The 26,725-nt window shown below is 43.5% G+C and carries 24 protein-coding genes, 11 tRNA genes and 1 pseudogene; 23 read left to right on the top strand and 13 right to left on the bottom strand.

Annotation, left to right across the window (positions count from 1 at the left end):
- A pseudogene (locus F9Y84_RS01280) lies at positions 1–147 on the top strand (ISAs1 family transposase); the annotation flags it as partial.
- 666 nt (positions 148–813) lie between these two features.
- On the opposite strand, the gene rlmM reads toward F9Y84_RS01280, so the two are convergent.
- The 12 genes from rlmM to hemA form a co-directional block, all read right to left on the bottom strand.
- On the bottom strand, positions 814–1,899 hold the full coding sequence (gene rlmM / locus F9Y84_RS01275; RefSeq protein WP_147390758.1) for a 23S rRNA (cytidine(2498)-2'-O)-methyltransferase RlmM: 1,086 nt from the start codon (positions 1,897–1,899) through the stop codon (positions 814–816).
- Between the two features lie 21 nt (positions 1,900–1,920).
- Positions 1,921–2,289 (bottom strand): DUF423 domain-containing protein, encoded by a 369-nt coding sequence (locus F9Y84_RS01270; RefSeq protein WP_147390757.1) that lies wholly within the window; start codon positions 2,287–2,289, stop codon positions 1,921–1,923.
- Positions 2,282–2,920: an alpha/beta family hydrolase gene (locus F9Y84_RS01265; RefSeq protein WP_147390756.1), complete on the bottom strand. Its 639-nt coding sequence runs from the start codon at positions 2,918–2,920 to the stop codon at positions 2,282–2,284. The genes F9Y84_RS01270 and F9Y84_RS01265 overlap by 8 nt, the downstream gene beginning before the upstream one ends.
- A complete protein-coding gene (locus F9Y84_RS01260) occupies positions 2,917–3,822 on the bottom strand; it encodes a transcriptional regulator GcvA (RefSeq protein ID WP_088531408.1) in 906 nt (301 codons plus the stop codon). Before F9Y84_RS01260 ends, F9Y84_RS01265 begins: the two co-directional genes overlap by 4 nt.
- A gap of 85 nt (positions 3,823–3,907) precedes the next feature.
- Entirely contained in the window at positions 3,908–4,762 is an 855-nt protein-coding gene (kdsA, locus tag F9Y84_RS01255; protein ID WP_147390755.1) for a 3-deoxy-8-phosphooctulonate synthase, read from the bottom strand.
- A gap of 10 nt (positions 4,763–4,772) precedes the next feature.
- Positions 4,773–6,023, bottom strand: coding sequence for a DUF819 family protein (locus tag F9Y84_RS01250; protein ID WP_128731916.1), 1,251 nt, complete (start codon positions 6,021–6,023; stop codon positions 4,773–4,775).
- Positions 6,024–6,058: 35 nt separating this feature from the next.
- The gene (locus F9Y84_RS01245) at positions 6,059–6,889 is read right to left on the bottom strand and encodes a tetratricopeptide repeat protein (RefSeq protein WP_167508294.1); all 831 of its coding nucleotides are present in this window, start codon (positions 6,887–6,889) and stop codon (positions 6,059–6,061) included.
- Positions 6,890–7,045: 156 nt separating this feature from the next.
- Positions 7,046–7,420, bottom strand: coding sequence for a SirB2 family protein (locus F9Y84_RS01240; protein WP_125250442.1), 375 nt, complete (start codon positions 7,418–7,420; stop codon positions 7,046–7,048).
- Positions 7,421–7,428: 8 nt separating this feature from the next.
- The gene (locus F9Y84_RS01235; RefSeq protein WP_147390753.1) at positions 7,429–8,970 is read right to left on the bottom strand and encodes a response regulator; all 1,542 of its coding nucleotides are present in this window, start codon (positions 8,968–8,970) and stop codon (positions 7,429–7,431) included.
- Positions 8,971–9,018: 48 nt separating this feature from the next.
- The gene (gene prmC / locus F9Y84_RS01230; protein ID WP_147390752.1) at positions 9,019–9,861 is read right to left on the bottom strand and encodes a peptide chain release factor N(5)-glutamine methyltransferase; all 843 of its coding nucleotides are present in this window, start codon (positions 9,859–9,861) and stop codon (positions 9,019–9,021) included.
- Positions 9,861–10,949: a peptide chain release factor 1 gene (prfA, locus tag F9Y84_RS01225; RefSeq protein WP_125250445.1), complete on the bottom strand. Its 1,089-nt coding sequence runs from the start codon at positions 10,947–10,949 to the stop codon at positions 9,861–9,863. The genes prmC and prfA overlap by 1 nt, the downstream gene beginning before the upstream one ends.
- 6 nt (positions 10,950–10,955) lie before the next feature.
- Complete coding sequence (gene hemA, locus F9Y84_RS01220) at positions 10,956–12,212, bottom strand: glutamyl-tRNA reductase (RefSeq protein WP_128731920.1); 1,257 nt, start codon at positions 12,210–12,212, stop codon at positions 10,956–10,958.
- An 83-nt stretch (positions 12,213–12,295) separates the two neighbouring features.
- Here hemA and lolB point away from each other — a divergent pair, with 83 nt between their 5' ends.
- From lolB to F9Y84_RS01135, 17 genes are all read left to right on the top strand, one after another.
- Positions 12,296–12,880 (top strand): lipoprotein insertase outer membrane protein LolB, encoded by a 585-nt coding sequence (gene lolB / locus F9Y84_RS01215; protein WP_167508293.1) that lies wholly within the window; start codon positions 12,296–12,298, stop codon positions 12,878–12,880.
- Positions 12,877–13,725, top strand: a complete 849-nt coding sequence (ispE, locus tag F9Y84_RS01210; RefSeq protein WP_147390750.1) for a 4-(cytidine 5'-diphospho)-2-C-methyl-D-erythritol kinase — start codon at positions 12,877–12,879, stop codon at positions 13,723–13,725. The genes lolB and ispE overlap by 4 nt, the downstream gene beginning before the upstream one ends.
- A 93-nt stretch (positions 13,726–13,818) precedes the next feature.
- Entirely contained in the window at positions 13,819–14,766 is a 948-nt protein-coding gene (locus tag F9Y84_RS01205; RefSeq protein WP_010370444.1) for a ribose-phosphate pyrophosphokinase, read from the top strand.
- A 161-nt stretch (positions 14,767–14,927) separates the two neighbouring features.
- The gene (locus F9Y84_RS01200) at positions 14,928–15,536 is read left to right on the top strand and encodes a 50S ribosomal protein L25/general stress protein Ctc (protein WP_125250449.1); all 609 of its coding nucleotides are present in this window, start codon (positions 14,928–14,930) and stop codon (positions 15,534–15,536) included.
- A 19-nt stretch (positions 15,537–15,555) separates the two neighbouring features.
- Positions 15,556–16,140, top strand: a complete 585-nt coding sequence (pth, locus tag F9Y84_RS01195) for an aminoacyl-tRNA hydrolase (protein ID WP_125250450.1) — start codon at positions 15,556–15,558, stop codon at positions 16,138–16,140.
- 95 nt (positions 16,141–16,235) lie between these two features.
- Positions 16,236–17,327 (top strand): redox-regulated ATPase YchF, encoded by a 1,092-nt coding sequence (gene ychF / locus F9Y84_RS01190; RefSeq protein ID WP_125250451.1) that lies wholly within the window; start codon positions 16,236–16,238, stop codon positions 17,325–17,327.
- A gap of 348 nt (positions 17,328–17,675) precedes the next feature.
- A tRNA-Met gene (locus F9Y84_RS01185) sits at positions 17,676–17,752 on the top strand.
- 120 nt (positions 17,753–17,872) lie between these two features.
- Positions 17,873–17,957: transfer RNA gene (locus tag F9Y84_RS01180), tRNA-Leu, on the top strand.
- 150 nt (positions 17,958–18,107) lie between these two features.
- Positions 18,108–18,182 (top strand) — tRNA-Gln (locus F9Y84_RS01175).
- 5 nt (positions 18,183–18,187) lie between these two features.
- Positions 18,188–18,272, top strand: a tRNA-Leu gene (locus F9Y84_RS01170).
- 36 nt (positions 18,273–18,308) lie between these two features.
- Positions 18,309–18,383: transfer RNA gene (locus F9Y84_RS01165), tRNA-Gln, on the top strand.
- Positions 18,384–18,385: 2 nt separating this feature from the next.
- Positions 18,386–18,462, top strand: a tRNA-Met gene (locus F9Y84_RS01160).
- 86 nt (positions 18,463–18,548) lie between these two features.
- Positions 18,549–18,633 (top strand) — tRNA-Leu (locus tag F9Y84_RS01155).
- Between the two features lie 39 nt (positions 18,634–18,672).
- Positions 18,673–18,747: transfer RNA gene (locus F9Y84_RS01150), tRNA-Gln, on the top strand.
- Between the two features lie 155 nt (positions 18,748–18,902).
- Positions 18,903–18,987, top strand: a tRNA-Leu gene (locus F9Y84_RS01145).
- Between the two features lie 132 nt (positions 18,988–19,119).
- A tRNA-Gln gene (locus F9Y84_RS01140) sits at positions 19,120–19,194 on the top strand.
- Between the two features lie 34 nt (positions 19,195–19,228).
- Positions 19,229–19,313: transfer RNA gene (locus F9Y84_RS01135), tRNA-Leu, on the top strand.
- A gap of 310 nt (positions 19,314–19,623) precedes the next feature.
- Here the strand turns inward: F9Y84_RS01135 and F9Y84_RS01130 are convergent.
- Complete coding sequence (locus F9Y84_RS01130; RefSeq protein ID WP_147390300.1) at positions 19,624–20,790, bottom strand: FAD-dependent oxidoreductase; 1,167 nt, start codon at positions 20,788–20,790, stop codon at positions 19,624–19,626.
- 230 nt (positions 20,791–21,020) lie between these two features.
- Here F9Y84_RS01130 and miaB point away from each other — a divergent pair, with 230 nt between their 5' ends.
- From miaB to lnt, 5 genes are read left to right on the top strand one after another with little or no spacing between them, the layout of a single operon-like run.
- Entirely contained in the window at positions 21,021–22,454 is a 1,434-nt protein-coding gene (gene miaB / locus F9Y84_RS01125) for a tRNA (N6-isopentenyl adenosine(37)-C2)-methylthiotransferase MiaB (protein ID WP_125250453.1), read from the top strand.
- A 54-nt stretch (positions 22,455–22,508) separates the two neighbouring features.
- Positions 22,509–23,516, top strand: coding sequence for a PhoH family protein (locus F9Y84_RS01120; RefSeq protein ID WP_147390299.1), 1,008 nt, complete (start codon positions 22,509–22,511; stop codon positions 23,514–23,516).
- A gap of 30 nt (positions 23,517–23,546) precedes the next feature.
- On the top strand, positions 23,547–24,005 hold the full coding sequence (gene ybeY / locus F9Y84_RS01115) for an rRNA maturation RNase YbeY (RefSeq protein ID WP_147390298.1): 459 nt from the start codon (positions 23,547–23,549) through the stop codon (positions 24,003–24,005).
- Positions 24,006–24,027: 22 nt separating this feature from the next.
- Positions 24,028–24,906 carry a CNNM family magnesium/cobalt transport protein CorC gene (corC, locus tag F9Y84_RS01110; protein WP_147390297.1) on the top strand — a complete coding sequence of 293 codons (879 nt, stop codon included), beginning with the start codon at positions 24,028–24,030 and terminating at the stop codon, positions 24,904–24,906.
- Positions 24,884–26,461: an apolipoprotein N-acyltransferase gene (lnt, locus tag F9Y84_RS01105; RefSeq protein ID WP_125250457.1), complete on the top strand. Its 1,578-nt coding sequence runs from the start codon at positions 24,884–24,886 to the stop codon at positions 26,459–26,461. Before corC ends, lnt begins: the two co-directional genes overlap by 23 nt.
- The last annotated feature ends 264 nt before the right edge of the window (positions 26,462–26,725 follow it).

Below are 26,725 nucleotides of genomic sequence, written 5' to 3'. Positions count from 1 at the left end.
GGTGCGGTAGAAAATATGGCCCTATTCAGGCGCTTTGTAATGAATATGCTCAAGCAGTGTGAATGCGGCTTACCGAGTCAACGCAGCAAATTGAAAACCGCTGGCTGGAACGACAAATTTAGGGCACAGGTATTCTTTGGTTTATAAGTAATCAAAGTATGCTCCGCCCCTGGGGTGGGAGCCGATTTACACGGCGATTTTGTATAAGTGCTCGCGATGTAAAATCGTTCCTACCACAAATAAACGAACCTCTCGTGTGGGAGCCGTTTTACACGGCGATGGTATAAAAATCTCGCGATGTAAAATCGCTCCTACCACAAATAAGCTACTCTGTGTGGAAGCCGTTTTACACGGCGATGGTGTAAAAGTCTCGAGATGTAAAATCGCTACTGCCACAAATAAGCTACTCTGGGTGGGAGCCGTTTTACACGGCAATCTTGTAAAAGTACTCGCGATGTAAAATCGCTCCTACCACAAATAAGCTACTCTGTGTGGGAGCCGTTTTGCAAGGCAATCTTGTAAAAATCTCGCGATGTAAAATCGCTACTGCCACAAATAAGCTACTCTGTGTGGGAGCCGTTTTGCAAGGCAATCTTGTAAAAATCTCGCGATGTAAAATCGCTCCTACCACAAATCAGCGAACCACTCGTGTGGGAGCCGTTTTGCAAGGCAATCTTGTAAAAGTACCCGCGATGTAAAATCGCTCCTACCACAAATCAGCGAACCACTTGGGGTGGGAGCCGTTTTACACGGCGATTTTGTAAAAGTGCTCGAGATGTAAAATCGCACCTACCACAAATAAGCACCTACCAATCAGCTATACAAGTTTTGTGGTACTTTCAATACATTAATGTGCACCGTGACTTCCTCGCGATCGTGATATAAATGCTTTGCTTGAATTTCGTAGTCAACATTGTATTTTTGCAGCTCTTCATGAATTAAAGTGAGACATTCATACACACTGTCAAAACGCTTTTTCATTGGTAGCTTTAAGTTAAATATAAGCTCACGAGCAAACGCATTAACTATCCAATCTACCATCAAGTCTGCGACTCGGGTGGGCTTCTCAACCATATCGCAAACCAACCAATCAATATTGCGCTTTTCTGGCCGATACTTAAACCCATCTTCACGGAAGTGTTTCACTTGTCCTGTTTCCATCAAGTCTTCATTCATGGGTCCATTATCAATCGCAGCAACAAACATACCACGGCGCACAAGCTGGTACGTCCAACCACCTGGACACGCCCCCAAGTCAACTGCTCGCATGCCTGATCTCACACGTGTTTCTTGCTGAGCTTTTGGCACAAATACATGAAATGCCTCATCTAACTTAAGAGTAGAGCGGCTTGGCGCATCCGAAGGCATTCTAAGACGCGGGATCCCCATAAAAAAAGGTGAATTGTTATCACTAAATGAATAACCCACATACGCTGTGTTATTGGCTAAAAACAGCACATGCAACACAGGTTTGGCAGACTTTACCTCACGAGTCAGTTTGTTTTGCTTTTCAAGCGTTTTTGATAAAGGCGTCGAAAACTTTTTACAGAATTTAGAAAGTTCTTTGCCCTCATTGGTATCCGGTGTTTCTACACGCAGCTCACCACACAGAGGAAAGTCCTGCACCGCCTCTTTTATCACACTGACTCTATCTTCAATCGGCATATCTGTTTGTAAAGTACCAACAAACCACTGTCTAGCAAATACCAGCTTTTTAAAGTCTATTTTCTTTGCTAATGTCTCAGCATCATTAGGCGAAAAACACTCAAACGTTACATACGCAGTATTAGGTTTGGCTTTTACATAACCTGCAATACCATGCTTTGCAGCATAATGATTAATTTCAGCAGCGGCGTCATTTTCAAAACCACCACGACAATAGATAACGATACTCGACATCAGATTCTCAGTAAGACTTAATTAAAAGGAAGATTTAGCAGCTTGAATAATCAATAAGATCCAAGCTATCAAAAAACAGCTGCCGCCAATCGGCGTAATAGGGCCCAGCCACTTCATATTCGTTAACGCCAGTAAGTATAGACTGCCACTAAACAGCAATACGCCAGCGATAAAAAAGCCACCTGCGAGCTGCACTTTCAGTCCCCATTTGATTAAAAATGCAGTCGCGATAATGGCAAGGCCATGGGTCATTTGGTACTGTGCAGCAGTATTAAAAATGCCAATCGCATACTCGCTTAGACGGCCTTTTAAACCATGTGCAGCAAAAGCTCCAAGCGCCACAGACAGCAAACAAAATACACTACCCACGATGAGATACAGTTTAGCCATGACAGTGCTCCTTGATAAAGCTAGCAGCAATTGCTGCTGCATTGACACGACTTTCAGCCTCGCTAACACCGCTTACTTTACGCGGCTTTAATGAGTGATCGCCATCTTTTAGCCACTTTACTGTTATTTGTTCTGGGAAGCACATCGCATCCACTTCAGTGCGGTTGCCAAAGGTGTCTCGCTCACCTTGTAAAATTTGCATTGGGCAGTTTAGCTCAGGAAAGTGATCTACTCTCAGTTTTTCAGGTTTTCCCGACGGATGGAACGGATAACCAAATGCCAAAACACCTTGAAGATTTACTGATGTCTCGCAGGCCAACATCGAAGCCATGCGCCCCCCCATCGATTTACCACCAATAAAGAGCGGTAAATCAGGCTCGACCGCCGCTAAGACTTGCTCAAAGTAAGCGAGTAATTTTGGAGCGCGTTCAGGCGGACGTTTTTTTCCTTCGCGTTTTGCTTGCTGCATATATTCAAAGTCAAACAAGCCCACTTGAACCCCCGCTGCAGCTAGTAACTTAGCCATTTCTTGCATAAAGTCACTGTCACTGCCAGCGCCAGCACCGTGGGCAAAAATAAATTGTGCAACTGGGTTTTCTGCATAGTGCCATTCAATATTTACTGTGCTCATAAACTATTTAACTCTTGTTCGTGTTCTACCATACCGAGCATCCATTCTTTGAATGAGACAATTTTACCCAGTTCCGATTGCGACTCTCTAAATACTAAGTAGTAGGCGTTCTTACTTTCAAGGTGATGACTAAATGGAATAACCAGTCGACCCGCATCAATATCCGGCCTTGCCAGTACGCTATTGCCCAGCGCCACACCTTGGCCGTGAATTGCCGCCTGTAATACCATAGAAGAGTGACTGAAGATAGGCCCGGTATTGACCGCAACGTTTCTGACTCCCGCGGTTTTCATCCATGCCTTCCAAGCTCGCCGAGTAGTATCATGCAATAAAGTATGTTGCGCGAGGTCGCTTGGCTGATTTAACGGCTTTGGACCCGTTAATAAAAATGGACTACATAACGGTACTAAATACTCAGTATGTAATTTATGGGTTTGCACCCCATTCCAGTTGCCACGGCCATAGTAAATCGCCACATCTACATCGTCGGTTAATGAATTGTCATCATGGTCCTGAGCTTTTATCCGTACATCAATTTCCGGGTGCAATTCATTAAAGTTACTGAGCCTTGGCACCAACCATTGAATCGCAAAGCTCGGCGTTAGACTTACCGTCAGCGAGCCTTTTGCACCTCGTGCCAGCAGCTTTTCAGTCGCATCAATTAACTGTGAAAAAATATCTTTTATATCGAGGTAATAGCCCTGCCCTTCCTCGGTTAACAGCAGCGAGCGGTTTTTGCGTAAAAACAACTTTAGCCCAAGATGTTCTTCTAAGATTTTAATTTGATGACTAACTGCTGCCTGCGTGACATACAGCTCCTCTGCTGCTTTGGTAAAGCTCAGATGCCGTGCCGCCGCTTCAAAGGCCTTTAATGCGTTTAATGGTGGAACTCGTCGTGACATTTATTCATGCCTATAAAAAACCCGCAATACGCGGGCAATTAATATACCCAAGCAATCAAGTCACACAAGATTGCTTGGCTATAGATTATAAATCAGCAGCACTGGTGTCCAGTGGCGCAAAACTTTTAACAAGCTCATCTACTGCCTTCATTTGCTGTAAATAGCCTTCAAGCTTAGCAAGCGGCAGCGCACAAGGGCCGTCACATTTTGCTTCATTTGGATTTGGGTGCGCCTCAATAAAAAGTCCAGCTAATCCCAACGCCATACCACTTCGAGCAAGTTCTGCTGCTTGAGCACGACGGCCATCAGCAGAATCGCTGCGGCCACCAGGGCGCTGTAGCGCATGTGTCGCATCAAAAATCACTGGTGCCATACGCTTCATGTCATCCATTCCCAGCATATCAACAATGAGGTTATTGTAGCCAAAGCTACTTCCACGCTCGCACAAGATCACCTTGTCGTTACCAGCTTCATTAATTTTTTTAATAATGTGGCGCATTTCGTGTGGCGCTAAAAACTGAGGCTTCTTCACATTTATCACCGCGCCAGTTTCTGCCATCGCGACAACCAAGTTAGTTTGGCGGGCTAAGAAGGCAGGTAATTGAATAACATCCGCTACTTCTGCTACCGGTTTTGCTTGAAATGGCTCATGTACATCGGTGATCACTGGTACATTAAAAGTCTTTTTGACTTCTTCAAAAATCTTTAAGCCTTCTTCCATGCCAGGGCCACGGTAAGAATTGATTGACGAGCGATTGGCTTTATCAAATGACGCTTTAAATACGTATGGGATCCCAAGCTTACTCGTCACTTCAACATAATGCTCTGCGATTTGCATTGCCAAGTCACGTGACTCAAGCACATTCATGCCACCGAACAGTACAAACGGCTTATCGTTAGCAACCTCACGTCCCGCGACGTTAATAATATCTGTATTCATTTTTTATCCTTTAGCTACCAATCACGCGAAGCAATTGTCCGCATAACCAAGCCATATATGTACCAAGCGCATAGCCAAGTACCGCTAATAACACCCCAACCGGCGCAAGCGCGGGATGAAATGCCGAAGCAACTACTGGGGCTGATGCTGCACCGCCAATGTTTGCTTTACTGCCAACAGCAATATAAAACACTGGAGCTTTAATAATTTTAGCTACAATAAATAATAGTCCGACGTGCACCGCCATCCAAATAACACCAATAACAACATACTTGGGCGCTTCCACAATCTTGGTAATATCCATGTGTAAGCCTATCGTGGCAACGAGTATGTACAAAAAGCTTGAGCCTATTTTTGACGCGCCAACCGCTTCATACTGGCGAGCTTTGGTGAACGATAACGCCAACCCAATCGTTGTCACTAATACAATGATCCAAAAAAGCTTGCTGTGAAGTGAAAATTTCTTTAGCTCTGGATAGTTAGCGCTGAAAAATGGCACAAGTAAATCAGCAGCAAAGTGCGCTAACCCCGTAGCGCCAAAGGCAAACCCAACAAGGATCATAAAGTCTTTTAACTCTGGACGTCTTGCGTGCTCAGCCTCAAACGCCTGGACTTTGTCAATCAGTCGGTTGATTGAGGAGGTATCTGCACCCGTTTTAGCGTCAATTTCTTTATTTCGCGCCGCCATATAGAGCAAGCACGCCATCCACAGGTTTGCGACAACAATATCAACCGTTACCATGATGGTGAAGATTTCTCCACCTGCACCATAAATCTCTTTCATAGCCACCATATTGGCACCACCACCAATCCAGCTTCCTGCAAGCGCAGCCATACCGCGCCATACGGCTTCTGGACCAGTTACACCGAGTAGTTCTGGCATAAAAGTAGCTGTAAGTAAAAGCGCAATTGGACCACCAATCACAACACCCACCGTTCCCGTCAAGAACATGATAATTGCCTTTTTGCCTAACCCAGCGATAGACTTAAGATCAATGCTTAAGGTGAGCAAAACTAGACAAGCTGGGAGCAAATAATACTTTGCAACGGTATATACATCATTGTTATTACCATCAACGATACCAAATGTGTTGAGCAATGACGGTAAGAAATAACACATTAATAGCGCGGGAATATACTTGTAAAACTTCGCCCAAAAGCCACTCTTTTGGCTAGAGGTGTAAAAAACGAAGCCTAGGATTACGGCCAACAGTCCCATAATGACCGCATTATTTGTAACAAGCGCAGTACTTTGCTCCATAACTCCTCGCTGTTATTATTTTTATGACACTATTTTTAATGCAGAATATTGTTATGATCGGCCAACTCTTTTATTTGGTGTTGGATCACTTCAATAGTCGGATCGTCAGGACATTCATCAATAAAAAATTGCAAATCATCCTTTGCCATTTTTGGGCAATTTAATTGATTCAACAAATAACCTCTATCACGGCGTTCATAAGGATCATCGCCTAATATATCCATTAGTTGTTCAACACAACTCAACGCATGACCAAACTTTTCTACTGCAATAAAGGCCCATTTTTGCTGAGATAGGTATAGCTTTACGGATTCTTCGTTGAAAATCAGCTCCATTGGTTCTTGATCTTGCTCTTGGTCTTTTTTATTTTCATTCTCCGGCATAATATACCAAGTTTGATGACCAGAGCTTGGTTCAACGACATATCCTTCTTCTTCACTCAGTGCAACATGAACAATAATTTCACCTTGACTTAAGGCCAAGCTCGCATTGAGTTTTGCGCGTTCAAGTAAGTGAACTAAGATAAGTCCTAGTGCAGTATTGGTGCCGCTGCGCATTGAAAGTGCATAACATACGCTGTTGAGTTTGTACTCAGGAACGTCTTGACTACTGCCACTAAATAACCATTGAGTATAAAAAGCATCTAAAACGCCATCTAAACACTTATGCTGGTTTTTTTGTTTTTGGCGGATCTCATCCACGGCAAATTCAAGTTCAGCTAACTGACATAACGTTTCATTGGTATCAGCTTGTGCATCCCAACTTTGCTCAGCCTTGATACAACGGATCAAGGGTGGGTAGGAAAATGCATCTGAATTGTCATCGAGAGATAAGTCATTCTCATCTAACCAGATATCATTCTTCATAGAATTCAGTTTCTCTTGAATGCTTTTATTAAGAGCGACTAGTTTACCACTTTTTGTCATATTGCCAAAAGTCGTAAAAAAGTAATCCTAGTCGCGAACTAATTAAACCGAATCTCGGTTAATTACAGAGGTGCTATAGAAGCGCTATGATGTCAGTTAAAAAAGCAAGCTTTGCTTGCTAACAGCCAAGTGTGCGATTGCCAGCAATACAAGCGTTGCTGTACCAAGGGCTATTATTTTTATTTTCTTAGCGCCTGCTTTTGCAATCACAAAACCAAGCGCTATGTAACCAAACACTAATATAATTTTTTGTAACAACCAAGGCTGCTGCCCCGGACTCAACCCTGCAGTCACAGCTAGAACAACAGCAGTGATCAGCAATAAAGTATCAACACTGTGACTGGTAATGAACACGCCTTTATTTGCTGCTAACTTGCCAGAGCCCAAGCGTGAAAATGCACGGGTGTAAAACAGCACAATACTCAATACCACAAACAATAAATGCGTGTGTTTTAACGCCATATAATCCATAAAAATCTCTAGTCAGGGAATCGTTGTAAGATTGATTCTAACTCATTTATACAGCGATTGAATACATCTACGAGTGTCGGATCGAAGTGTTTACCTCTTTGTGCGGTAATTTCGCGCTGTGCGTCTTCTTTGCTCCATGCTTCTTTATAACAACGCTTGTGACGTAGTGCGTCATATACATCTGCCAGCGCTACAATCCTGCCGTAAAGGTGGATCTCATCACCTTTTTTCCCTTTAGGGTAGCCACTACCATCCCATTTTTCATGGTGATCTCTGGCTATCAACGCGCCAGCACTGACAATTTCTCGGCGTGAGTCTTTGAGTAATTCAAACCCTTTTTCAGTGTGGGTCTGCATTACTTTCCATTCTTCATCTGTGAGCTTACTCGGTTTGTTTAAAATGGCATCTGGGATCCCCACCTTGCCAACATCGTGTAGAGGTGATGCCATTTTGACAAGCTCTGCCTCTTTGTCGGACAAACCTATCTCCTTAGCTAAGGCATGACACAGATAAGCCACCCTTTTCACATGATTTCCTGTGTTTGTTGAGTGTAACTCCAACGCTTCGCTCAAGCGGATCACTAATTCTTGCTGGGTATCTTCTATTTCAGCTTGAAGCTGCACGTTTTCGTATGCTAACTGCATATTCTGCGCAAAAATATCAATCAGGTGTCTTTGCGTTTCAGTTAAAAACTCAGGGATCCCAGACACAAACAGCATCGAAGCGTGGTTATAATCGCTAGAACAATACGCAAATAGATAATTATCTTTATAAACAATATCTTTTTCTTGAAGCGCTTTTAGGCAAGCATCCATTTGGTCACTGCTTAGCACTTCAGCGATAGGTTTACCCTCGCTGCTTTCAAACTCACCGCGCCCTGCAAACACCACTAACTGGTCATTGCTTTGTCCAGCTTCTTTACCTGCTGCAAGGGAAGTTGCATACATTGCCTGATCAACAGTGCCAAGGAGCGACGTCAACTGCTGAAGCACTCCTTCTATAAAGCTCTCGATTGAATGTGTCGCGAAAATATCTCGAGATGCTTTAATAATTTTTTCCAGCCCCTGTCTAGATTGGTCAATAGCCAGAATATCTCGATACGAACGCAAACTCGACATCACGACGGTAAAAAGCTTTTGCGCTGTCAGTTCAGTTTTTGACTTGTAGTCATTAATATCATAGTTGACAATCACTTGGCGCTCTGGCGCTTGGCCAGGCTGCCCCGTTCTTAGAATGATACGGATGTGGTTGTTCTTGGCTACTTCACGAATGTACTTAGCAACTTGTAAGCCGGCATCATCGCTTTCCATCACCACATCAAGCAGTACAACCGCTGCATCAGGGTGACTATCCACAACCTTTTTTGCTTCCTCGCCGGAATAGGCACTAATAAACTCGAGCCGTTTATTCTGAAACTCAAAGTCACTGAGCGCCAACTTAGTCACCGCATGAACTTCAGGTTCATCATCAACAATAATGACCTTCCAAGCACCAACCTTTTCGGGTTCTACTACATCAGCGGGTTCATCTGAAAACAAAAAATCATCCATATTGCGGATCCTATTGAAGCGCCTAATTCTGGTGTGGATTCGTGGCTTTTAAGGCAGCATTGCCAACGTCACTCTATCACACCCTGCCATATCTTTTATGGTAAGTATATTAATATACGCCATTTCTGCAAAAAACTGACGGATCTTACTCGCTTGCTCAAAGCCATGTTCGAGTAGTAGATAACCGCCAGCGTTTAAATGCCTTTTGGCGCAGGTAATAATATGAAAAATATCAGCATAACCATGCATCGCAGCGACTAACGCACTGCGCGGCTCAAACCTAACGTCGCCTTGAGATAAGTGGTGATCTTCCTCATCTATATACGGTGGATTACTGACGATAAGATCAAACCGCTGCTCAGCCAAAGCGTCGAACCAGTCACTTTGCAAAATGGTCACGTTATCAAAGCCTAACTGAGTTTGATTTTCCTTAGCTAACGCGACTGCTGCCGCTGAAGCATCAACCGCGGTGACTTCCCATGAGGGGTATTCACTCGCTAAAGCTAACGCAATTGCTCCAGTGCCTGTGCCTAAGTCTAGCACTTTTGCATCATTTGGCATGGTCAGTGTGAGTACATGCTCTACTAATGTTTCTGTATCAGGTCTTGGAATGAGCGTGCTGTTGTTAACCTTAAGCGGTAAACTCCAGAACTCTCTTTGGCCGGTAATATGTGCAACTGGTTCACCGGTGATGCGACGTTTGATGTAAGTCTCGAACAATGATTGTTGCGGCTTTGAGAGCTCCGCCTCGGGCCATGTAAAGAGGTAAGTGCGGTTTTTTTCAATGACGTGCAGTAACAGCACTTCACTGTCTAGCTTTGCTGATTCGGAGTAGTCATGCAGTTGTTTGGTTGCCCAAGCAATAGCCTGGGCAATAGTGAGCACTGACATCAATCGCCATCACTCATTGCTGCAAGTAGGTCGGCCTGATATTCAATGACAAGCGGGTCAATAACCGCACCAAGCTCTCCCGACATTACTTCGTTTAGGCGATAAAGTGTTAAATTTATGCGGTGGTCAGTGATACGTCCTTGAGGATAATTATAGGTACGAATACGCTCAGAGCGGTCACCGCTACCTACTAAGTTACGGCGCTCAGACGCTTCTGCTGCGGCTCGCTTTTCGTCTTCAGCTTGTTGTAAACGAGCGCTCAGTACTGACAAGGCTTTAGCTTTGTTCTTATGTTGTGAACGCTCATCCTGACACTCCACCACTACACCTGTTGGTAAGTGCGTAATACGGATGGCAGAATCCGTTTTGTTGACGTGCTGACCACCGGCACCTGAGGCACGGAAAGTATCAATTTTTAAATCTGATGGATTAATTTCTATGGCTTCGGCTTCAGGGATTTCTGCCATCACCGCCACTGTACACGCAGAAGTATGTACCCGACCTTGCGATTCGGTTTCAGGGACTCGCTGAACTCGGTGCGCACCAGACTCAAACTTAAGTTTACCATAAACGCCGTCACCACTAATATTTGCGATCACTTCCTTATAACCACCATGCTCACCTTCGTTGGCACTGATGATTTCTACGCGCCATTTTTGTGTTTCCGCGTAGCGGCTATACATACGGAATAAATCACCTGCAAAAATGGCAGCTTCATCACCTCCAGTGCCCGCACGCACTTCTAAAAACACGTTATTATTGTCTTTTGGATCTTTAGGTAACATTAGTACCTGGAGGTCATCTTCAAGTGCTGCAATAGCTGCCTTGGCTTCTTTGTACTCTTCCTGCGCCATTTCTCGCATATCTGGATCTGAGTCTTTTAGCATTTCTTCTGCAGTTGCTACGTCTTCCTGAGCCTGTTGGTAGGCTGTAAACGCTTTAACTACATCTTCTAATTCTGAGAACTCTTTAGATAAGGCGCGAAAGCGGTTCTGATCGCTAATTACCTCAGGTGAGCTTAGCATGGCTTGCACTTCTTCATAGCGCTCTACTAAGGTTTCTAACTTACGATATACAGACTCTTTCATTAACTGTTATTCCTGCTCAATTCCTAATGTTTGCTTAAGTTGCGCTAACTTGTCGATATTACCTTCTTTCGCGGCCTCTTGAATGGCGCGTGTGGGTGCATGGGTTAGTCGATTACTCAGCTTATTTGCTAATTCGATAATAATTTTTTCTGCGTCTTTGCCCGATTGTAGCTGATTTAACGCTTTTTCTACGAGCTCATTTTTTATTTCTTGTGCACTTTGGCGATATTGCCGAATGACATCTACGGAGTGCAGCGAGCGCTGCCATTCAGAAAACTCTTGGGTACGAACATCAATAATTTGCTGCGCTTCAATAGCAGCCTGCTCACGGCTTGCCAAATTTTCATTCACAATGGCCTGAAGGTCATCAACAGAGTAAAGGTAAGCAGCATCTAGCTCTGATACCTGACTTTCAATATCGCGAGGTACTGCAATATCGATAAATAACATTGGCTTGTGTCGACGCTTTTTAAGCGCCTGCTCAACCATACCCTTACCTATAATCGGCAAAGTACTGGCCGTGGAACTAATGACAATATCGGCATCAGGTAACGCCTCAGGAAGCTGTGCCAACGAAATCACACTCCCGCCTATTTCTGTTGCTAGGTTTTGCGCACGCTCAATGGTTCTATTCGCAACAGTAATAGATTTAGGGTTATGCTGCGAGAGGTGTTTTGCTACCAGTTCAATGGTTTCACCAGCCCCTATCAGTAATACCTGTGTTCTGTCTAACTGGCCATAAATGTGCTTAGCTAAATTTACCGCGGCATAGGCGACTGAAACAGCACTGGCACCAATGTCTGTCTCTGTACGCACCTGCTTTGCCACTGAAAATGTTTTTTGAAATAGTCTCTCAAAGGTCGGATGAATAGCTTGATGTTGCTTTGCTGTACTAAACGCCTGTTTGATTTGCCCAAGGATCTGCGGTTCACCGAGCACCAAAGAGTCCAGCCCACAAGCCACACGCATTAAATGGTTTACGGCATCTTGGTTCATATGCACATAGACATTTTCCGTTAAGGCTCGTTGCTCTATGTTATGAAACTCAGATAGCCAATTGAGTAATGCTTGGGGATCAGCAGACTCAAGGCTACAATAGATTTCGGTTCGATTGCAGGTCGACACAATCACAGATTCTTTAAACTGCGAAGAATGTTGGAGTTGGTGCAATGCTTCTGTAAGCTGTTCTGGAGAAAACGCCACTTTTTCACGTAATTCTACAGACGCGGTTTTGTGATTGATACCAAGTGCGATGATGGTCATAGATGCCAGTATTGCTCGAGCCCTGCTTTAAAGTCGGCAATTTTACCAAAAATCAATCGAATATGGAAAGTAAGGAAAGGCCTTTGAGACAACTTCATTTGATTTTACTCATATTTTTATTAATTTTAACAGGCTGTGCGCAACAATTACCTCAGCAAAATGCGGCACAAGACTGGCGTTCTACGCTAAAACAACAAAAAAATTGGCAAGCTCGAGGTAAACTTGCATTCATTGCTCCAGACAATCGTCAATCAGCCAACTTTAATTGGTATTTAAAGGAAAACAAACAAAATCTGATCTTAACTAGCTTTGTCGGCACCCGTATATTTGAACTTGCTGAGCTAGACACACACTCTGAACTGACCTTTGAAGACAATGTCCACAAAGGTATGGACAGTAGTGACTTAGTCAAACGCTTAAGTGGACTGTCGCTACCTGTAAACCAAGCTCCACAGTGGTTAACTGGACAAGTTCAAGCACCAGCCAACAAACTTGATGATCTTGGTAGAATAAAAAACACACAATGGCAAAGCCCATCAGGCCGAGTGTGGCAAATCACCTATCAACAATATAAAATGCAAGATGGCATGTGGTTACCGAGCCGTATGAAACTCTCATCGACCAACATTGAGGTCAAAGTATTAATCACTTCATGGCAGTTCAAATGAAGACACTGACACTAAGCGCTCCGGCAAAATTAAATCTTTTTCTGCATATCAACGGTCGTCGAGAAGACGGCTACCATGAGCTAGAAACTTTATTTACTTTTTTAGATTTTGGCGATGAGTTAGCCTTTACACTCACCGACACCAATCAAAATATCATTATTACTGGCGACACTGCGGATATCCCACTTGAGCAAAACCTCATTTATAAAGCCGCTAAAACACTCGAGCCGTACAAAAAAGTTACAGCAGGAGTCGAAATCCACCTAAATAAAAAACTACCTATGGGTGGAGGGGTTGGAGGGGGCTCTTCGGATGCAGCAACCACATTGCTGGCACTAAATACACTTTGGCAATGTCAACTTACTATTTCAGAACTTGCAAAAATAGGCTTGGGTTTAGGTGCGGATGTACCTGTATTTGTCAAAGGTAAAACAGCCGTTGCACATGGTATTGGGGAGCAGCTTGAGCCAATGGATATTCCACAAAAATGGTATTTAGTGGTTGCCCCACCGGTTCATGTCAGCACAGCATTAATCTTCACGCATCCAGATTTGCCTCGTGCTACTCCTAAGCTTAAAAACGGTTGGAAACTCTCGGATACAGGCAATGACTGTCAAACTCTTGTCAAAAAGCTTTACCCCGAGGTTGAAAAGACCCTCACGTGGTTGCTAAAATATGCACCAACCAAAATGACTGGTACTGGAGCTTGTTGTTTCGCGGAGTTTGAAAATCGTGAGGCAGCGCTGCGTGTGCTCGAAACTCTACCATCATCTTGGCAGGGCTTTATTGCCCAAAATACAAGTGAGTCAATTTGTCATCGACAATTACGCGCTTGGCAAAACTAGAAGTAAATTGTTTAAGTTAGCTTGTTTTGACTTTTTTATTTCATGGTCATTGCATGTTAGTCCAAAAAAATTCAGTGCCTGAGGAACCCTACCGTGCCCGACATGAAGCTCTTCGCTGGTAACGCAACACCTGAGCTAGCTCAAAAAGTTGCAAAACGTTTGTTTATAGAGTTAGGTGATGCCGTTGTTGGCCGTTTTAGCGACGGTGAAATTAGCGTTCAAATCAACGAAAACGTTCGTGGTTCAGATGTATTCATCATCCAATCAACATGTGCTCCTACAAATGATAATTTAATGGAGTTAATCGTCATGGTTGATGCGCTACGTCGTGCATCTGCTGGTCGTATCACAGCCGTTATTCCTTATTTCGGTTATGCACGCCAAGACCGCCGAGTGCGCTCTGCTCGTGTTCCAATTACTGCAAAAGTGGTAGCAGATTTCCTATCAAGTGTTGGTGTTGACCGTGTCCTTACTGTTGACCTACACGCAGAACAAATCCAAGGTTTCTTCGACGTACCTGTAGACAATGTATTCGGAAGCCCTGTGCTTATCGAAGACATGAAAGAGCGTAAGTTTGAAGATGTAGTCGTGGTTTCACCTGATATTGGCGGCGTTGTTCGTGCTCGTGCGATTGCAAAACTGTTAGACGATAAAGACCTTGCTATTATAGATAAGCGCCGTCCGCAAGCTAACGTTTCTCAAGTGATGCACATTATCGGTGATGTAGCTGGTCGTGACTGTATTATCGTCGATGATATGATTGATACTGGTGGTACACTGTGTAAAGCTGCTGCTGCGCTTAAGGAACATGGTGCAAAACGCGTATTTGCTTATGCGACTCACCCAGTGCTTTCAGGTAATGCTGCTGAGAATTTACGTAACTCAGTGATTGATGAGGTTATCGTAACTGACTCAATACCTCTTTCAGATGAATTAAAAGCACTCGATAACATCAAAGTACTAACACTTGCAGATATGATGGCTGAAACTATTCGTCGTATCAGCAACGAAGAGTCTATCTCTGCGATGTTTCAACACTAATCAGCAATAAAACTGATTAGCCAAAAAGCACCTCTGGTGCTTTTTTTGTTTTATAGGTTTCATTGCAGGTGCGTTAGTGGTATATTGGCGCGCCTTTTTTAGGCAGGGAGCTTGGTCGCGAGCTCTCTGACATATTAACTTAAATTATTTTGGAGACATCCATGTCTGTATACAAATTAGACGCTGAAGTACGTTCTGACCTAGGTACTGGTGCGAGCCGCCGCCTACGTCGCGCTGACAAAGTTCCTGCAATCCTATACGGTGCTGGTAAAGATGCAGTTTCACTAACTCTTGACCACAACAAAGTATTAAAAGCGCAAGAAGACGAAGGTTTCTACACTCACATCCTTACGCTAAACATCGGCGGTGAGTCTGTTGAAGCAATTCTTAAAGATATCCAACGTCACCCGTACAAGCCTAAGATCACTCACTTAGACTTCCAACGCGTTGATGCTTCACAGAAGCTACACACTAAGATCCCTGTTCACTTCATCAATGAAGAAAAAGCAGCGAAAGGCGGTAACACTATCGTTCACCAACTAACTGAAATAGAAATCACTTGCCTACCAGCAAGACTTCCTGAGTTCATTGAAGTTGACGTAGCGAATGTAGCTGCTGGTGAAACTCTACACCTATCTGATATCACACTTCCAGCAGGTGTTGTGTCAGTTGAGCTGGCTAAAGGTGCAGATCACGACCAAGCAGTAGTTTCAGTAAACGCTCCTAAAGCAGCTCCTGCTGAAGAGTCTGCTGAAGACGCAGCTGAGTAATTATTCAGGTGTTAGCACCTTGAATAATATTCAAATGCTTGTGGGCCTGGCAAATCCAGGCCCCGAATACGCAAACACCCGTCATAATGCTGGCGCATGGTTTATTGAAGAACTAGCCAGACGATACAACTGCCTCCTTAAACCAGACTCTAAGCACCATGGCCTTACTGGCAAAGTGCTCATCAACAATCAAGAGTTTAAATTACTGATCCCTACTACTTATATGAATTTGAGTGGTAAAGCAGTCTCGAGTCTTGCCAATTTTTATAAAATCCCCGTTGAGAGTATTCTCGTTGCTCATGATGAAATGGATATTGAACCCGGTATTGCCAAACTTAAAAAAGGTGGCGGCCATGGTGGTCATAATGGTCTAAAAGACATCATAGCAAAAATGGCAAACAACAAAGAGTTTATGCGACTACGTGTTGGAATTGGCCATCCAGGACACAGAGACAAGGTAACTGGTTGGGTCTTAGGCAAAGCCCCACAAGCGGATCAAGAAAAAATTGAGGCCGCTGTTGATGAAGCAGTCAGATGTATGGAAATACTCGCAAAAGACGGTGTGTTAAAGGCGCAAAATAGACTACATTCATTTAAACCGTAACAGTTCACTGCTGCGACTTAATTGAGTCATACCTAAGCTTCTCGGTTCGCGAATGTGGATTGAGATAATACGGTAGAAATTTAGGAATAAACACTATGGGTTTTAAATGTGGCATTGTTGGTTTACCGAACGTAGGTAAATCTACTTTATTTAATGCGTTGACTAAAGCGGGCATTGAGGCCGCAAACTTTCCTTTTTGTACTATCGAACCGAATACCGGTGTAGTACCTGTACCAGATTCTCGCCTTGATCAGCTAGCTGAAATCGTCAACCCTCAGCGTACTATCCCAACCTCTATGGAGTTTGTAGATATTGCAGGTTTGGTTAAAGGTGCATCCAAAGGTGAAGGTTTAGGTAACCAATTTTTAGCAAACATTCGTGAAACCGATGCTATCGGTCACGTTGTACGCTGTTTCGAAAACGAAAATATCGTACATGTAGCAGGTCAAATTGATCCAGCTGAAGATATTGACGTTATCAATACTGAGTTGGTGCTTGCGGATATGGATGCGGCTGACCGCGCTGTACTGCGTAACGCTAAAAAAGCCAAAGGTGGCGACAAAGACGCAAAGTTTGAGCTTGTGGTACTTGAAAAAGTAAAAGCACACTTGGATGAGGGCTTAACACTTCGTTCGTTAGAGTTAACTAAAGAAGAAGCGGCAGCAATCAGCTACTTAAACTTCTTGACTATCAAGCCAACCATGTACATTGCAAACGTTAATGAAGATGGTTTTGAAAATAACCCTTTCCTTGACAAAGTACGTGAAATAGCTGCTGCTGAAGACGCCGTTGTCATTCCTGTGTGTGCTGCGATTGAAGCTGAACTGTCTGAGCTTGACGAAGAAGACAAGAAAGAGTTTATGGACGACTTAGGTCTTGATGAGCCAGGGCTTAACCGCGTTATCCGTGGTGGTTATGAACTGTTGAAGCTGCAAACTTACTTTACAGCAGGTGTTAAAGAAGTGCGTGCATGGACTATCCCTGTTGGTGCAACAGCACCACAAGCCGCAGGTAAGATCCATACAGACTTTGAACGTGGCTTCATCCGTGCACAAACCATCGGTTTTGATGACTACATCGAATTCCGTGGTGAGTCTGGTGCAAAAGATGCAGGTAAAATGCGTCAAGAAGGTAAAGAATATATCGTTAAAGATGGCGATGTGATGAACTTCTTATTTAACGTGTAATCGTTTTAGCGATACGACATACCATAAAAAGGAGCTTAGGCTCCTTTTTTGTATCCCAAACCCGAAAAATTAATGTGAGATCAGACTATCTCGCTAAATAACCACTGCTTTGGGTAATTGATGTATTTCTCGCAGCCTGTTTTACACAATACCCTAGCTTAAAATTCAATCGGCATTGTTAAAGATTTGCAATTCCCCCTTAGGATTTGATATAAAAACAAGCCGTTTCGCTTAATTTATCTGCAAACAAACTGTGATAACTGATTTTTTGCAAAAAAGGTGTTGACGGCTTGGGGGCATATACGCATAATACGCCCCGCATCAGCGATGATGAGAAGTTAAAAAGATGGCTATGTAGCTCAGCTGGTTAGAGCACATCACTCATAATGATGGGGTCCCCTGTTCAAATCAGGGCATAGCCACCATATTTTAACTACTACCAAAACTTATCTAGCTAGCAAAAATATGTGCGAAAGTTTCGGAATTGGCAGTTGTCTAGATATAGACGCTGGATTTAGGTTCCAATAGCTAATGTAAAAAGATGTGCGGAAGTGGCGGAATTGGTAGACGCGCTGGATTTAGGTTCCAGTATCTTCGGATGTGAGAGTTCAAGTCTCTCTTTCCGCACCATGTTCTTTTAAATCAGAACTAAAAAAGATTTTATTTCGTTGGAGTATCGCCAAGCGGTAAGGAAGAGAAGAGAGAGGTTTTGATCCCTCGCTCATCCCCCCCAGATTCAAATCCTGGGTTCAACAATTTAAGTTAGATTTGAGTTTTCGTTGGAGTATCGCCAAGCGGTAAGGCAGCGGGTTTTGATCCCGCCATTCCCAGGTTCAAATCCTGGTACTCCAGCCAACAATGCGGAAGTGGCGGAATTGGTAGACGCGCTGGATTTAGGTTCCAGTACCTTCGGGTGTGAGAGTTCAAGTCTCTCTTTCCGCACCATGTTCTCGATTAGAACTAAAATAATCAAGTTTTCGTTGGAGTATCGCCAAGCGGTAAGGCAGCGGGTTTTGATCCCGCCATTCCCAGGTTCAAATCCTGGTACTCCAGCCAATGGCTATGTAGCTCAGCTGGTTAGAGCACATCACTCATAATGATGGGGTCCCCTGTTCAAATCAGGGCATAGCCACCATTCTTTAAATGCAGAAGTAGCGGAATTGGCAGTTGTCTAGATATAGACTCTTGATTTAGGTTCCAATAACCAATGCAAAAAGATGTGCGGAAGTGGCGGAATTGGTAGACGCGCTGGATTTAGGTTCCAGTATCTTCGGATGTGAGAGTTCAAGTCTCTCTTTCCGCACCATGTTCTTTTAAGTCAGAACTAAAAAAGATTTTATTTCGTTGGAGTATCGCCAAGCGGTAAGGCAGCGGGTTTTGATCCCGCCATTCCCAGGTTCAAATCCTGGTACTCCAGCCAACATTCTGAAGTTGAGAAATTGGCAGATGTCTTGAAATAGACGCTGGATTTACGTTTCAAATACTCCAGATAATACAATGCGAAAGTTAAAGAATTGGCAGTTGTCTAGATATAGACGCTGGATTTAGGTTCTAATAACTAATGCAAAAAGATTTGCGGAAGTGGCGGAATTGGTAGACGCGCTGGATTTAGGTTCCAGTATCTTCGGATGTGAGAGTTCAAGTCTCTCTTTCCGCACCATATTCTTTCAAGTAGAATTAAAAAAACTTGAACTTACCTCTATTGCTGGGTATCGTCTCGACACGAAGTGGAAGCGGTAAGGTGGCCTAAATCAAATCTAGGCTAAATAAGATTTGAACTTACCTCTATTGCTGGAGTATCGCCAAGCGGTAAGGCAGCGGGTTTTGATCCCGCCATTCCCAGGTTCAAATCCTGGTACTCCAGCCATCTCTTTGAGATGCAGCTAAGAAAAATGTAATGTGCGGAAGTGGCGGAATTGGTAGACGCGCTGGATTTAGGTTCCAGTATCTTCGGATGTGAGAGTTCAAGTCTCTCTTTCCGCACCATTTATATCATCTTTTATACCCTTCATAATATATCCAATTAATACCGCATCGATAATATCGATCATCTGCTATTGATAACCTAAGAACTATTGTTACTGCTGAACAATATGAAACTATCATCGCGATAAACTCGTTTTAACCTGAGGTTTCGATAAGGGATGTTCCAACTCATTGTTACTAAAGCACAACTTAGTTGTTTCCTTGTCTAGCCAGAGGGTTTTGCAAAGATGTAGAATTTAAAGGCAAAGCGAAAGATTGTGCGACCGCTCTTATCCCTGTTTGCCCTTTTCTTAGGATGTTTACAAACAAATTAAAAGCCCACGCCCCCCATGGCGTGCTTAAGTACTTCTTTTTTTAGCGGCCCTGCTTTATTCGCTACATTCAACGCGAAGTTTCGTAGATGCTTTAGTGGTGTGACTTGATTTGAAAACCCAAAATAACACGCATCCATCATACTCATCATCAAGAGATTGTCTTTTCTACGCTTAGATTCGTAATGATTAAGTGCACTGCTGTCACCTATATCTTCACTAGGCTCCAACGCTTGGGCAAGCGCTACAACGTCTTTGAAGCCAAGGTTTACGCCCTGCCCCGCTAATGGGTTAATAGTGTGTGCTGCATCACCTACTAACACTATTCGCTCGGCAACATAAGCATTGGCGTGCTGTCTGGCAAGTGGAAATACAGCGACATCTTCAATTTCAAAATCACCCGGTAATTCAAAAAATGCGGACTGTACTTCTTGTTTTAACGCTTGCTTGTCTAATTGCTTCAACATCTTGAGTTTATTGCCATTGTCATACCAAATTAAATTGGCATAGGGGTACTGCATGGGCAGAAATGCAATAGGCCCAGATGGCTTAAATTGCTGCCATGTTTTTTCTTGCTGTGGCGCATCTAATTTAATGAGCAACCCCATGCAGTGTTGATCATATTGCCACCCAGTAACACCAATGCCACTCAATTGACGTACGACCGAGCGACCACCATCTGCTGCGATCAATAAATCAGCAGTATAGTTTTGTTGTGAATAATGGATTGTAATTGAATCATTGTCTCGGGTTATGTGAGTAGGGAGTCCCTCTGGCGACACTACTTTAATATTAAATTCGTCAAACTGCAGCCAAAGTGCAGCCTGGATCAAGTTATTTTCAATTAAATGCCCTAAATGTGACGCATTTAATTCTTCACAATCAAAGAGTAATTGCCCAGGCTTATCCTCGTAGGCCTCTAACTGCTTGTAAACGGCTGCTCTGGTATTTCTTAGTAGCGGCATAGCGCCAAGTCCATCTAATAAATGCTCCGAAAAACGGTTGATTGCCGACACCCGAATATCGACCTTATCACTTGCCAACACTACGTCAGGTGATATCGGTGCATGTTCAATCAGGGTAACGTCAACACCTTGCTTAGCTAACTTCACCGCACAAGCAGCACCTACCATGCCGCCTCCCACTATCAGAGCCTTGTTTTTCATGCCATATTCCCGTTATTAGAGTCTTTGCGCATTGTAACGCATATAAAAACAGATGTTTGCTTAAAACGCACTGTATTGATCCACATTTTGAAAGTTAAAATCTATACTTGGCTTGACAAGATAGGTCATATAAAATACGCGTCCTTTAGGCATAATGATATCACTTTCAGTATCGCCTGCCCGATAAAGCGTAGTGCTAAACACCGAGTTGTAAACGAGGCAATATTTAAATGAGTAAAAAACTGCATATTAAAACCTGGGGTTGTCAAATGAATGAGTACGACTCCCAGAAAATGGCGGATCTTTTGGATTCAACAAATGGCTATCAGCTCACAGAAGAAGCTGAACAAGCTGATGTGATCCTACTCAATACTTGTTCGATTCGTGAGAAGGCGCAGGAAAAAGTATTTCACCAACTTGGTCGTTGGAAACTATTAAAAGACACAAATCCAGATCTCGTTATCGGCGTAGGTGGCTGTGTCGCATCGCAAGAAGGTGACACAATTCGACAACGTGCTCCATTTGTTGATATCGTGTTTGGTCCTCAAACCTTACACCGCTTGCCGGAAATGATTAAGCAGGTGCAGAGTAAAGAAGGCTCTGTTGTCGACATTTCGTTCCCTGAAATTGAAAAGTTTGACCGTTTACCTGAGCCAAAAGCTGAAGGTCCATCGGCATTTGTGTCGATTATGGAAGGGTGTTCTAAGTACTGTACGTTCTGCGTTGTACCCTATACCCGCGGTGAAGAAGTAAGCCGCCCGTTAGACGATGTTATTTTAGAAGTCGCTCAGCTTGCAGAGCAAGGCGTACGAGAGGTAAACCTATTAGGTCAAAACGTAAATGCGTATCGTGGTGAAATGCACGATGGTGAAATCTGCTATTTCTCTGACTTGCTACGCTATGTAGCTGCAATTGACGGTATCGATCGTATTCGCTATACCACTTCTCACCCAGTAGAATTTACGCCGGATATTATTGAAGCGTACGCTGATGTGCCTGAACTTGTTGACCATTTACACTTGCCAGTACAAAGCGGCTCTGACCGTATTTTGAACTTGATGAAGCGTGGTCATACCGCACTTGAATACAAGTCAACCATTCGTAAGCTACGTAAAATCCGTCCAAATTTGAGCATGTCCTCAGATTTCATTATTGGTTTCCCGGGTGAATCAAACGCAGACTTCGAAGCAACGATGAACCTTATCAATGATATTGGTTTTGATATGAGCTTTAGTTTCATCTACTCGGCACGCCCAGGTACACCTGCCGCGGATTTACCAGATGACGTTGCTGAGTCTGAAAAGAAAGAGCGTCTGTATATTCTACAAAATCGTATCAACCAAATGGCGCAAGATATTAGCCGCAAAATGCACGATACCGAGCAACGTATCTTGGTTGAAGGCCCATCGAAGAAGAACCCTATGGAGCTTCGTGGTAGAACCGAAAATAACCGCGTTGTAAACTTTGAAGGCCCGCATTCTGTGATCGGCCAATTCGTCGATGTACGTATTACTGAGGCGTTACCAAACTCGTTACGTGGTGAGCTTATCCGAACTGAAGCTGAAATGGATTTACGTCGTGACGTAAAACCTGCTGATATCTTAAACAAAGCGCCACAAGAACCTGAAATTAATGAATTAGGTGTTGGTACTTTTACCCCCTAGCATTTTTAAATTGCGCGCTAGCTCCGGCTAGCGTCATTTTTATAGGAAGACATTTTGAGTAATCAGATTAAGAATATAGAAATTTACTTAGAACCCGCAGATAACCACCGCCTTTCCTCTCTTTGTGGTCCGTTCGACGAAAATTTAAAACAAATAGAGCGTCGCCTTGGAGTTGAAATCGCCCACCGTGACAATTGGTTTAAAGTGACCGGGCAAGCAGTAACAGCAAAAGCTGCTGTGGATATTCTAAAATCTCTATATGTTGATACTCAGCCTGTGAAAGGAAAAATGACAGAAATCGAGCCGGATCAGGTTCATCTGGCAATCACAGAAGCGAATGTATTGGAACAAGACGCTCCAACCGTGTGGGATAAAGAAGTCTATATTAAGACTCGTCGCGGTGTAGTTAAGCCCCGTAATCCAAATCAAAGCCAGTACGTCGCCAATATCTTAACACACGATATAACCTTCGGTGTCGGCCCTGCCGGTACGGGTAAAACCTACCTTGCGGTTGCAGCAGCGGTTGATGCGTTAGAGCGACAAGAGATCCGTCGTATTCTACTTACTCGCCCTGCGGTTGAAGCAGGTGAAAAGTTAGGCTTCTTACCAGGTGATTTAACACAAAAAATCGACCCTTACCTTCGTCCACTCTATGACGCACTATTCGAGATGCTTGGCTTTGAAAAAGTGGAACGTTTAATTGAAAAAAACGTCATCGAAGTTGCACCTTTGGCATATATGCGTGGTCGAACACTTAATGATGCTTTTATTATCTTAGATGAGAGTCAAAACACCACCTCAGAGCAAATGAAAATGTTTCTAACTCGGATTGGATTCAATTCAAAGGCGGTAATAACTGGCGATATCACGCAGATAGATTTACCTCGCGGCGCGCGCTCAGGTCTTCGCCATGCAATTGAAGTACTCAATGACGTAGAGGAAATTTCATTTAATTTCTTCAAATCTCACGATGTAGTTAGACACCCAGTTGTAGCTCGTATCGTAGAAGCATATGAGAAGAAAGAAGAGCAAGAACGTTTTGCTAAAGCTGAAAAGCAATAAGCAAAACAACAATCTTCTGAGGAATAAACCATGGACTTAATGCTAGATTTGCAAGCGGCTTGTGAGTTTGACAACTTGCCATCCGAAGCACAATTCCAAGTATGGGCTGAACACGCATTAACGCAGTTTCGCAAAGAAGCAGAATTAACGATTCGCATCGCTGACGAGCAGGAAAGCCAAGAACTAAATAGCCAGTACAGGGGCAAAGATAAGCCAACTAATGTATTATCTTTTCCATTTGATGCACCACCTGGGATCGAGTTACCACTTATTGGTGATTTAATTATCTGTCCCCAAGTGGTATACCAAGAATCCGTAGAGCAAGAAAAGACCTTTCATGACCATTTCGCCCATATGGTTATCCATGGTTGCTTGCATTTACTTGGATTTGACCATATAAATGAACAAGACGCGGTAGAAATGGAAACAATAGAGAAGCAGATTCTCGCTTCTTTGCATATCGCAGATCCATACAGAGACGATTGTTAAAATAACGGAGCAGACACAACTAATGAGCGACGATAACTCGCAAAGTAGTCAGGGTTCTTCTGGCAAGACCTGGCTGGGACGCATCACGCAGATGCTGCAAGGGGAACCCCAAAATAAAGAAGAACTGGCTGAGGTCATTGCTGATGCGCAAGAGCGCCAGCTGATTGACCCAGAAACCAAGGACATGATGGAAGGTGTACTCAGTGTATCAGAGCTGAAAGTGCGCGATATCATGATCCCGCGTTCACAAATGATTACACTAGATGTGGATGAGCCGCTCAGTGCTCAACTACCTATGATGGTAGAATCTTCACACTCACGTTTCCCGGTGATTTGTGAAGATAAAGATCACGTAGAAGGCATCTTACTTGCTAAAGACCTCTTACCTTTGATTTTGCGTGAACAGAGCGATTTGCCAAGTCTCCGTGATTATCTGCGTCCAGCCGTAGTCGTGCCTGAAAGTAAACGTGTTGATACGCTACTCAACGAATTTCGTCAAAAGCGCTACCATATGGCTATCGTGATTGATGAATACGGCGGTGTATCTGGACTGGTTACCATTGAAGATATTCTTGAGACCATTGTTGGTGAAATAGAAGATGAACATGATGACGACGAAGAACAACAGGATATTCGTCAGCTATCCAAACATGTTTACACGGTACAAGCTCTTACACCTTTGGATGAATTTAACGAGTTCTTCAAAACCAGCTACGATACCCAAGAAGCAGATACCATTGGTGGTATCATTCTTCATGCGTTTGGCCACATGCCAAGCCGCGGTGAAACCATAGACATAGATCCCCTTCAGTTTAAGGTTACTAACTCCGATAACCGGAGGATCTTACAAATTCAAGTAAGTGTGCCTAAATCTGAACATGTTGAAGACTCTAGTATCTAACCTGAGTAACCTCGCAAAAGATAAGTTCGCATGGCTGTCACTATTTTCTGGCTGTGCACTTACTTTTGCTTACTCCCCTTTTGGTGTTTGGCCCGTTGTCTTTGCGAGCTTGCTTATCGCTGTTTGGCTTACCGATAAGCCTGATCCAAAACTTGCGGCTAAGTATGGCTTTCTATTTGGTTTTGGCTGGTTTGCCCTTGGTATCAGCTGGGTACATGTCTCTATTGCCGAATTTGGTGGTCTTCCTTTAGCGATCTCTGTACTGTTAATGGCGCTACTTTGTGCTTACTTGGCGCTCTACCCAACATTAGCATTTATTTTTGCCAGCTACTTTACTCACACACCATGGCAACGGGTGCTCGCCCTTATTGCTGGCTTTGCGATTACTGAATGGTTACGTGCTCACCTATTAACGGGCTTTCCGTGGCTTAGATTTGGCTACACCTTAACAGACTCACCACTGAATACTTTAGCTCCTTGGGTTGGTGAGTTTGGCCTGACATTATTAATTATTCTAGTGGTAACTAGCCTGTATTACTTACTTAAACAACGCGCTATATATCTAGCTATTGTAAGTTTTTTGGGTATTTCAGCGCTTTACAGTGTTCCTTTAATCCAGGGCACCTTAAAATATTCAGGAGACGAGGTCACCACTTTACTTGTGCAAGGTAATATCAAACAAAGCCTACGTTGGGAGCCTGAGCAGTTTTGGCCAACCATGTCTAAATACCGAGATATGACTAGGCCAAATTGGCAAGGCGTTGACCTAGTTGTGTGGCCGGAAGCTGCTATTCCTGAATTTGAAGATATAGCTTATCCATTTTTAGAAAATCTAGACAAAGCCGCAACCTTCAACGGCACAGCTTTGATTACTGGTATTCCCGATTATCAATTTGATACTAGAACCGCGTACAATACGCTGATAACGCTTGGTAAAAAAGAAAAAGAAGATAGCGAAGGGCAATACCACTATCTGCACAAAAACCGCTATCAAAAGCATCAGCTGCTACCTATTGGTGAGTTTGTACCATTTGAAGACCTACTACGTCCTATTGCACCTCTGTTTAACCTAGCGATGTCGTCATTTACTCGAGGTGAAGCGGTACAGCCTAATTTACTTGCAAATGGCTTACATGTACTACCCGCAATTTGCTACGAAATTGCGTTTAGCGAGTTGGTAAGGGGCAACTTTACAGCGGAGTCAGATATCCTTTTTACTGTGAGTAATGACGCTTGGTTTGGTGACTCCCATGGTCCACATCAACATATGCAGATCGCTCGCATGCGTGCCTTAGAACTACAGCGCCCATTAGTCCGGGTAACGAACAATGGTATAACTGGTGTGTACGATCCACTTAGTAAAGTTCAGCATGTTATTCCACAATTCGAAGCGAATATACTGAAAACTGATGTGAAGCTAATTAATGGAGTGAGCTGGTATGCAGAGCATGGTAATCGCCCTATCTGGTTTATTGTCGCTTTTATTGTACTAATATTGACCACCGCAAAGGTCAAACCTATGGTGCTTAAACGGTTTGAACGCAACTTTTTGTAGTTACGGTGTTATACCTTTCGCGATGTAAAATCGCTCCTACATGCAGTGTATAAACTCTGGTAGGAGTCACTTTATGTGGCGAGCTTTTGTGCTATATCGCGATGTAAAATCGCTCCTACATGCAGTGTATAAACTCAGGTCGGCGCCACTTTATGTGGCGAGACTTTATTAAACCGCGATGTAAAATCACTCCTACATGCAGTATGTAACTCAGGTCGGCGCCACTTTATGTGGTGAGATTTTGTGCTATATCGCGATATAAAA

The organism is Pseudoalteromonas peptidolytica, from assembly GCF_012641745.1.
Classification (GTDB): Bacteria; Pseudomonadota; Gammaproteobacteria; order Enterobacterales; family Alteromonadaceae; genus Pseudoalteromonas; species Pseudoalteromonas peptidolytica.
This window is presented reverse-complemented; position numbering and strand designations above follow the sequence as displayed.

Coding starts and splice junctions, on each gene's coding strand:
- rlmM (WP_147390758.1), bottom strand. CDS start 1,899: ATGTCGAGTATCGTTATCTATTGTCGTGGTGGTTTTGAAAATGACGCC.
- F9Y84_RS01270 (WP_147390757.1), bottom strand. CDS start 2,289: ATGGCTAAACTGTATCTCATCGTGGGTAGTGTATTTTGTTTGCTGTCT.
- F9Y84_RS01265 (WP_147390756.1), bottom strand. CDS start 2,920: ATGAGCACAGTAAATATTGAATGGCACTATGCAGAAAACCCAGTTGCA.
- F9Y84_RS01260 (WP_088531408.1), bottom strand. CDS start 3,822: ATGTCACGACGAGTTCCACCATTAAACGCATTAAAGGCCTTTGAAGCG.
- kdsA (WP_147390755.1), bottom strand. CDS start 4,762: ATGAATACAGATATTATTAACGTCGCGGGACGTGAGGTTGCTAACGAT.
- F9Y84_RS01250 (WP_128731916.1), bottom strand. CDS start 6,023: ATGGAGCAAAGTACTGCGCTTGTTACAAATAATGCGGTCATTATGGGA.
- F9Y84_RS01245 (WP_167508294.1), bottom strand. CDS start 6,889: ATGAAGAATGATATCTGGTTAGATGAGAATGACTTATCTCTCGATGAC.
- F9Y84_RS01240 (WP_125250442.1), bottom strand. CDS start 7,420: ATGGATTATATGGCGTTAAAACACACGCATTTATTGTTTGTGGTATTG.
- F9Y84_RS01235 (WP_147390753.1), bottom strand. CDS start 8,970: ATGGATGATTTTTTGTTTTCAGATGAACCCGCTGATGTAGTAGAACCC.
- prmC (WP_147390752.1), bottom strand. CDS start 9,861: ATGTCAGTGCTCACTATTGCCCAGGCTATTGCTTGGGCAACCAAACAA.
- prfA (WP_125250445.1), bottom strand. CDS start 10,949: ATGAAAGAGTCTGTATATCGTAAGTTAGAAACCTTAGTAGAGCGCTAT.
- hemA (WP_128731920.1), bottom strand. CDS start 12,212: ATGACCATCATCGCACTTGGTATCAATCACAAAACCGCGTCTGTAGAA.
- ispE (WP_147390750.1), top strand. CDS start 12,877: ATGAAGACACTGACACTAAGCGCTCCGGCAAAATTAAATCTTTTTCTG.
- F9Y84_RS01200 (WP_125250449.1), top strand. CDS start 14,928: ATGTCTGTATACAAATTAGACGCTGAAGTACGTTCTGACCTAGGTACT.
- ychF (WP_125250451.1), top strand. CDS start 16,236: ATGGGTTTTAAATGTGGCATTGTTGGTTTACCGAACGTAGGTAAATCT.
- F9Y84_RS01130 (WP_147390300.1), bottom strand. CDS start 20,790: ATGAAAAACAAGGCTCTGATAGTGGGAGGCGGCATGGTAGGTGCTGCT.
- miaB (WP_125250453.1), top strand. CDS start 21,021: ATGAGTAAAAAACTGCATATTAAAACCTGGGGTTGTCAAATGAATGAG.
- ybeY (WP_147390298.1), top strand. CDS start 23,547: ATGGACTTAATGCTAGATTTGCAAGCGGCTTGTGAGTTTGACAACTTG.
- corC (WP_147390297.1), top strand. CDS start 24,028: ATGAGCGACGATAACTCGCAAAGTAGTCAGGGTTCTTCTGGCAAGACC.
- lnt (WP_125250457.1), top strand. CDS start 24,884: ATGTTGAAGACTCTAGTATCTAACCTGAGTAACCTCGCAAAAGATAAG.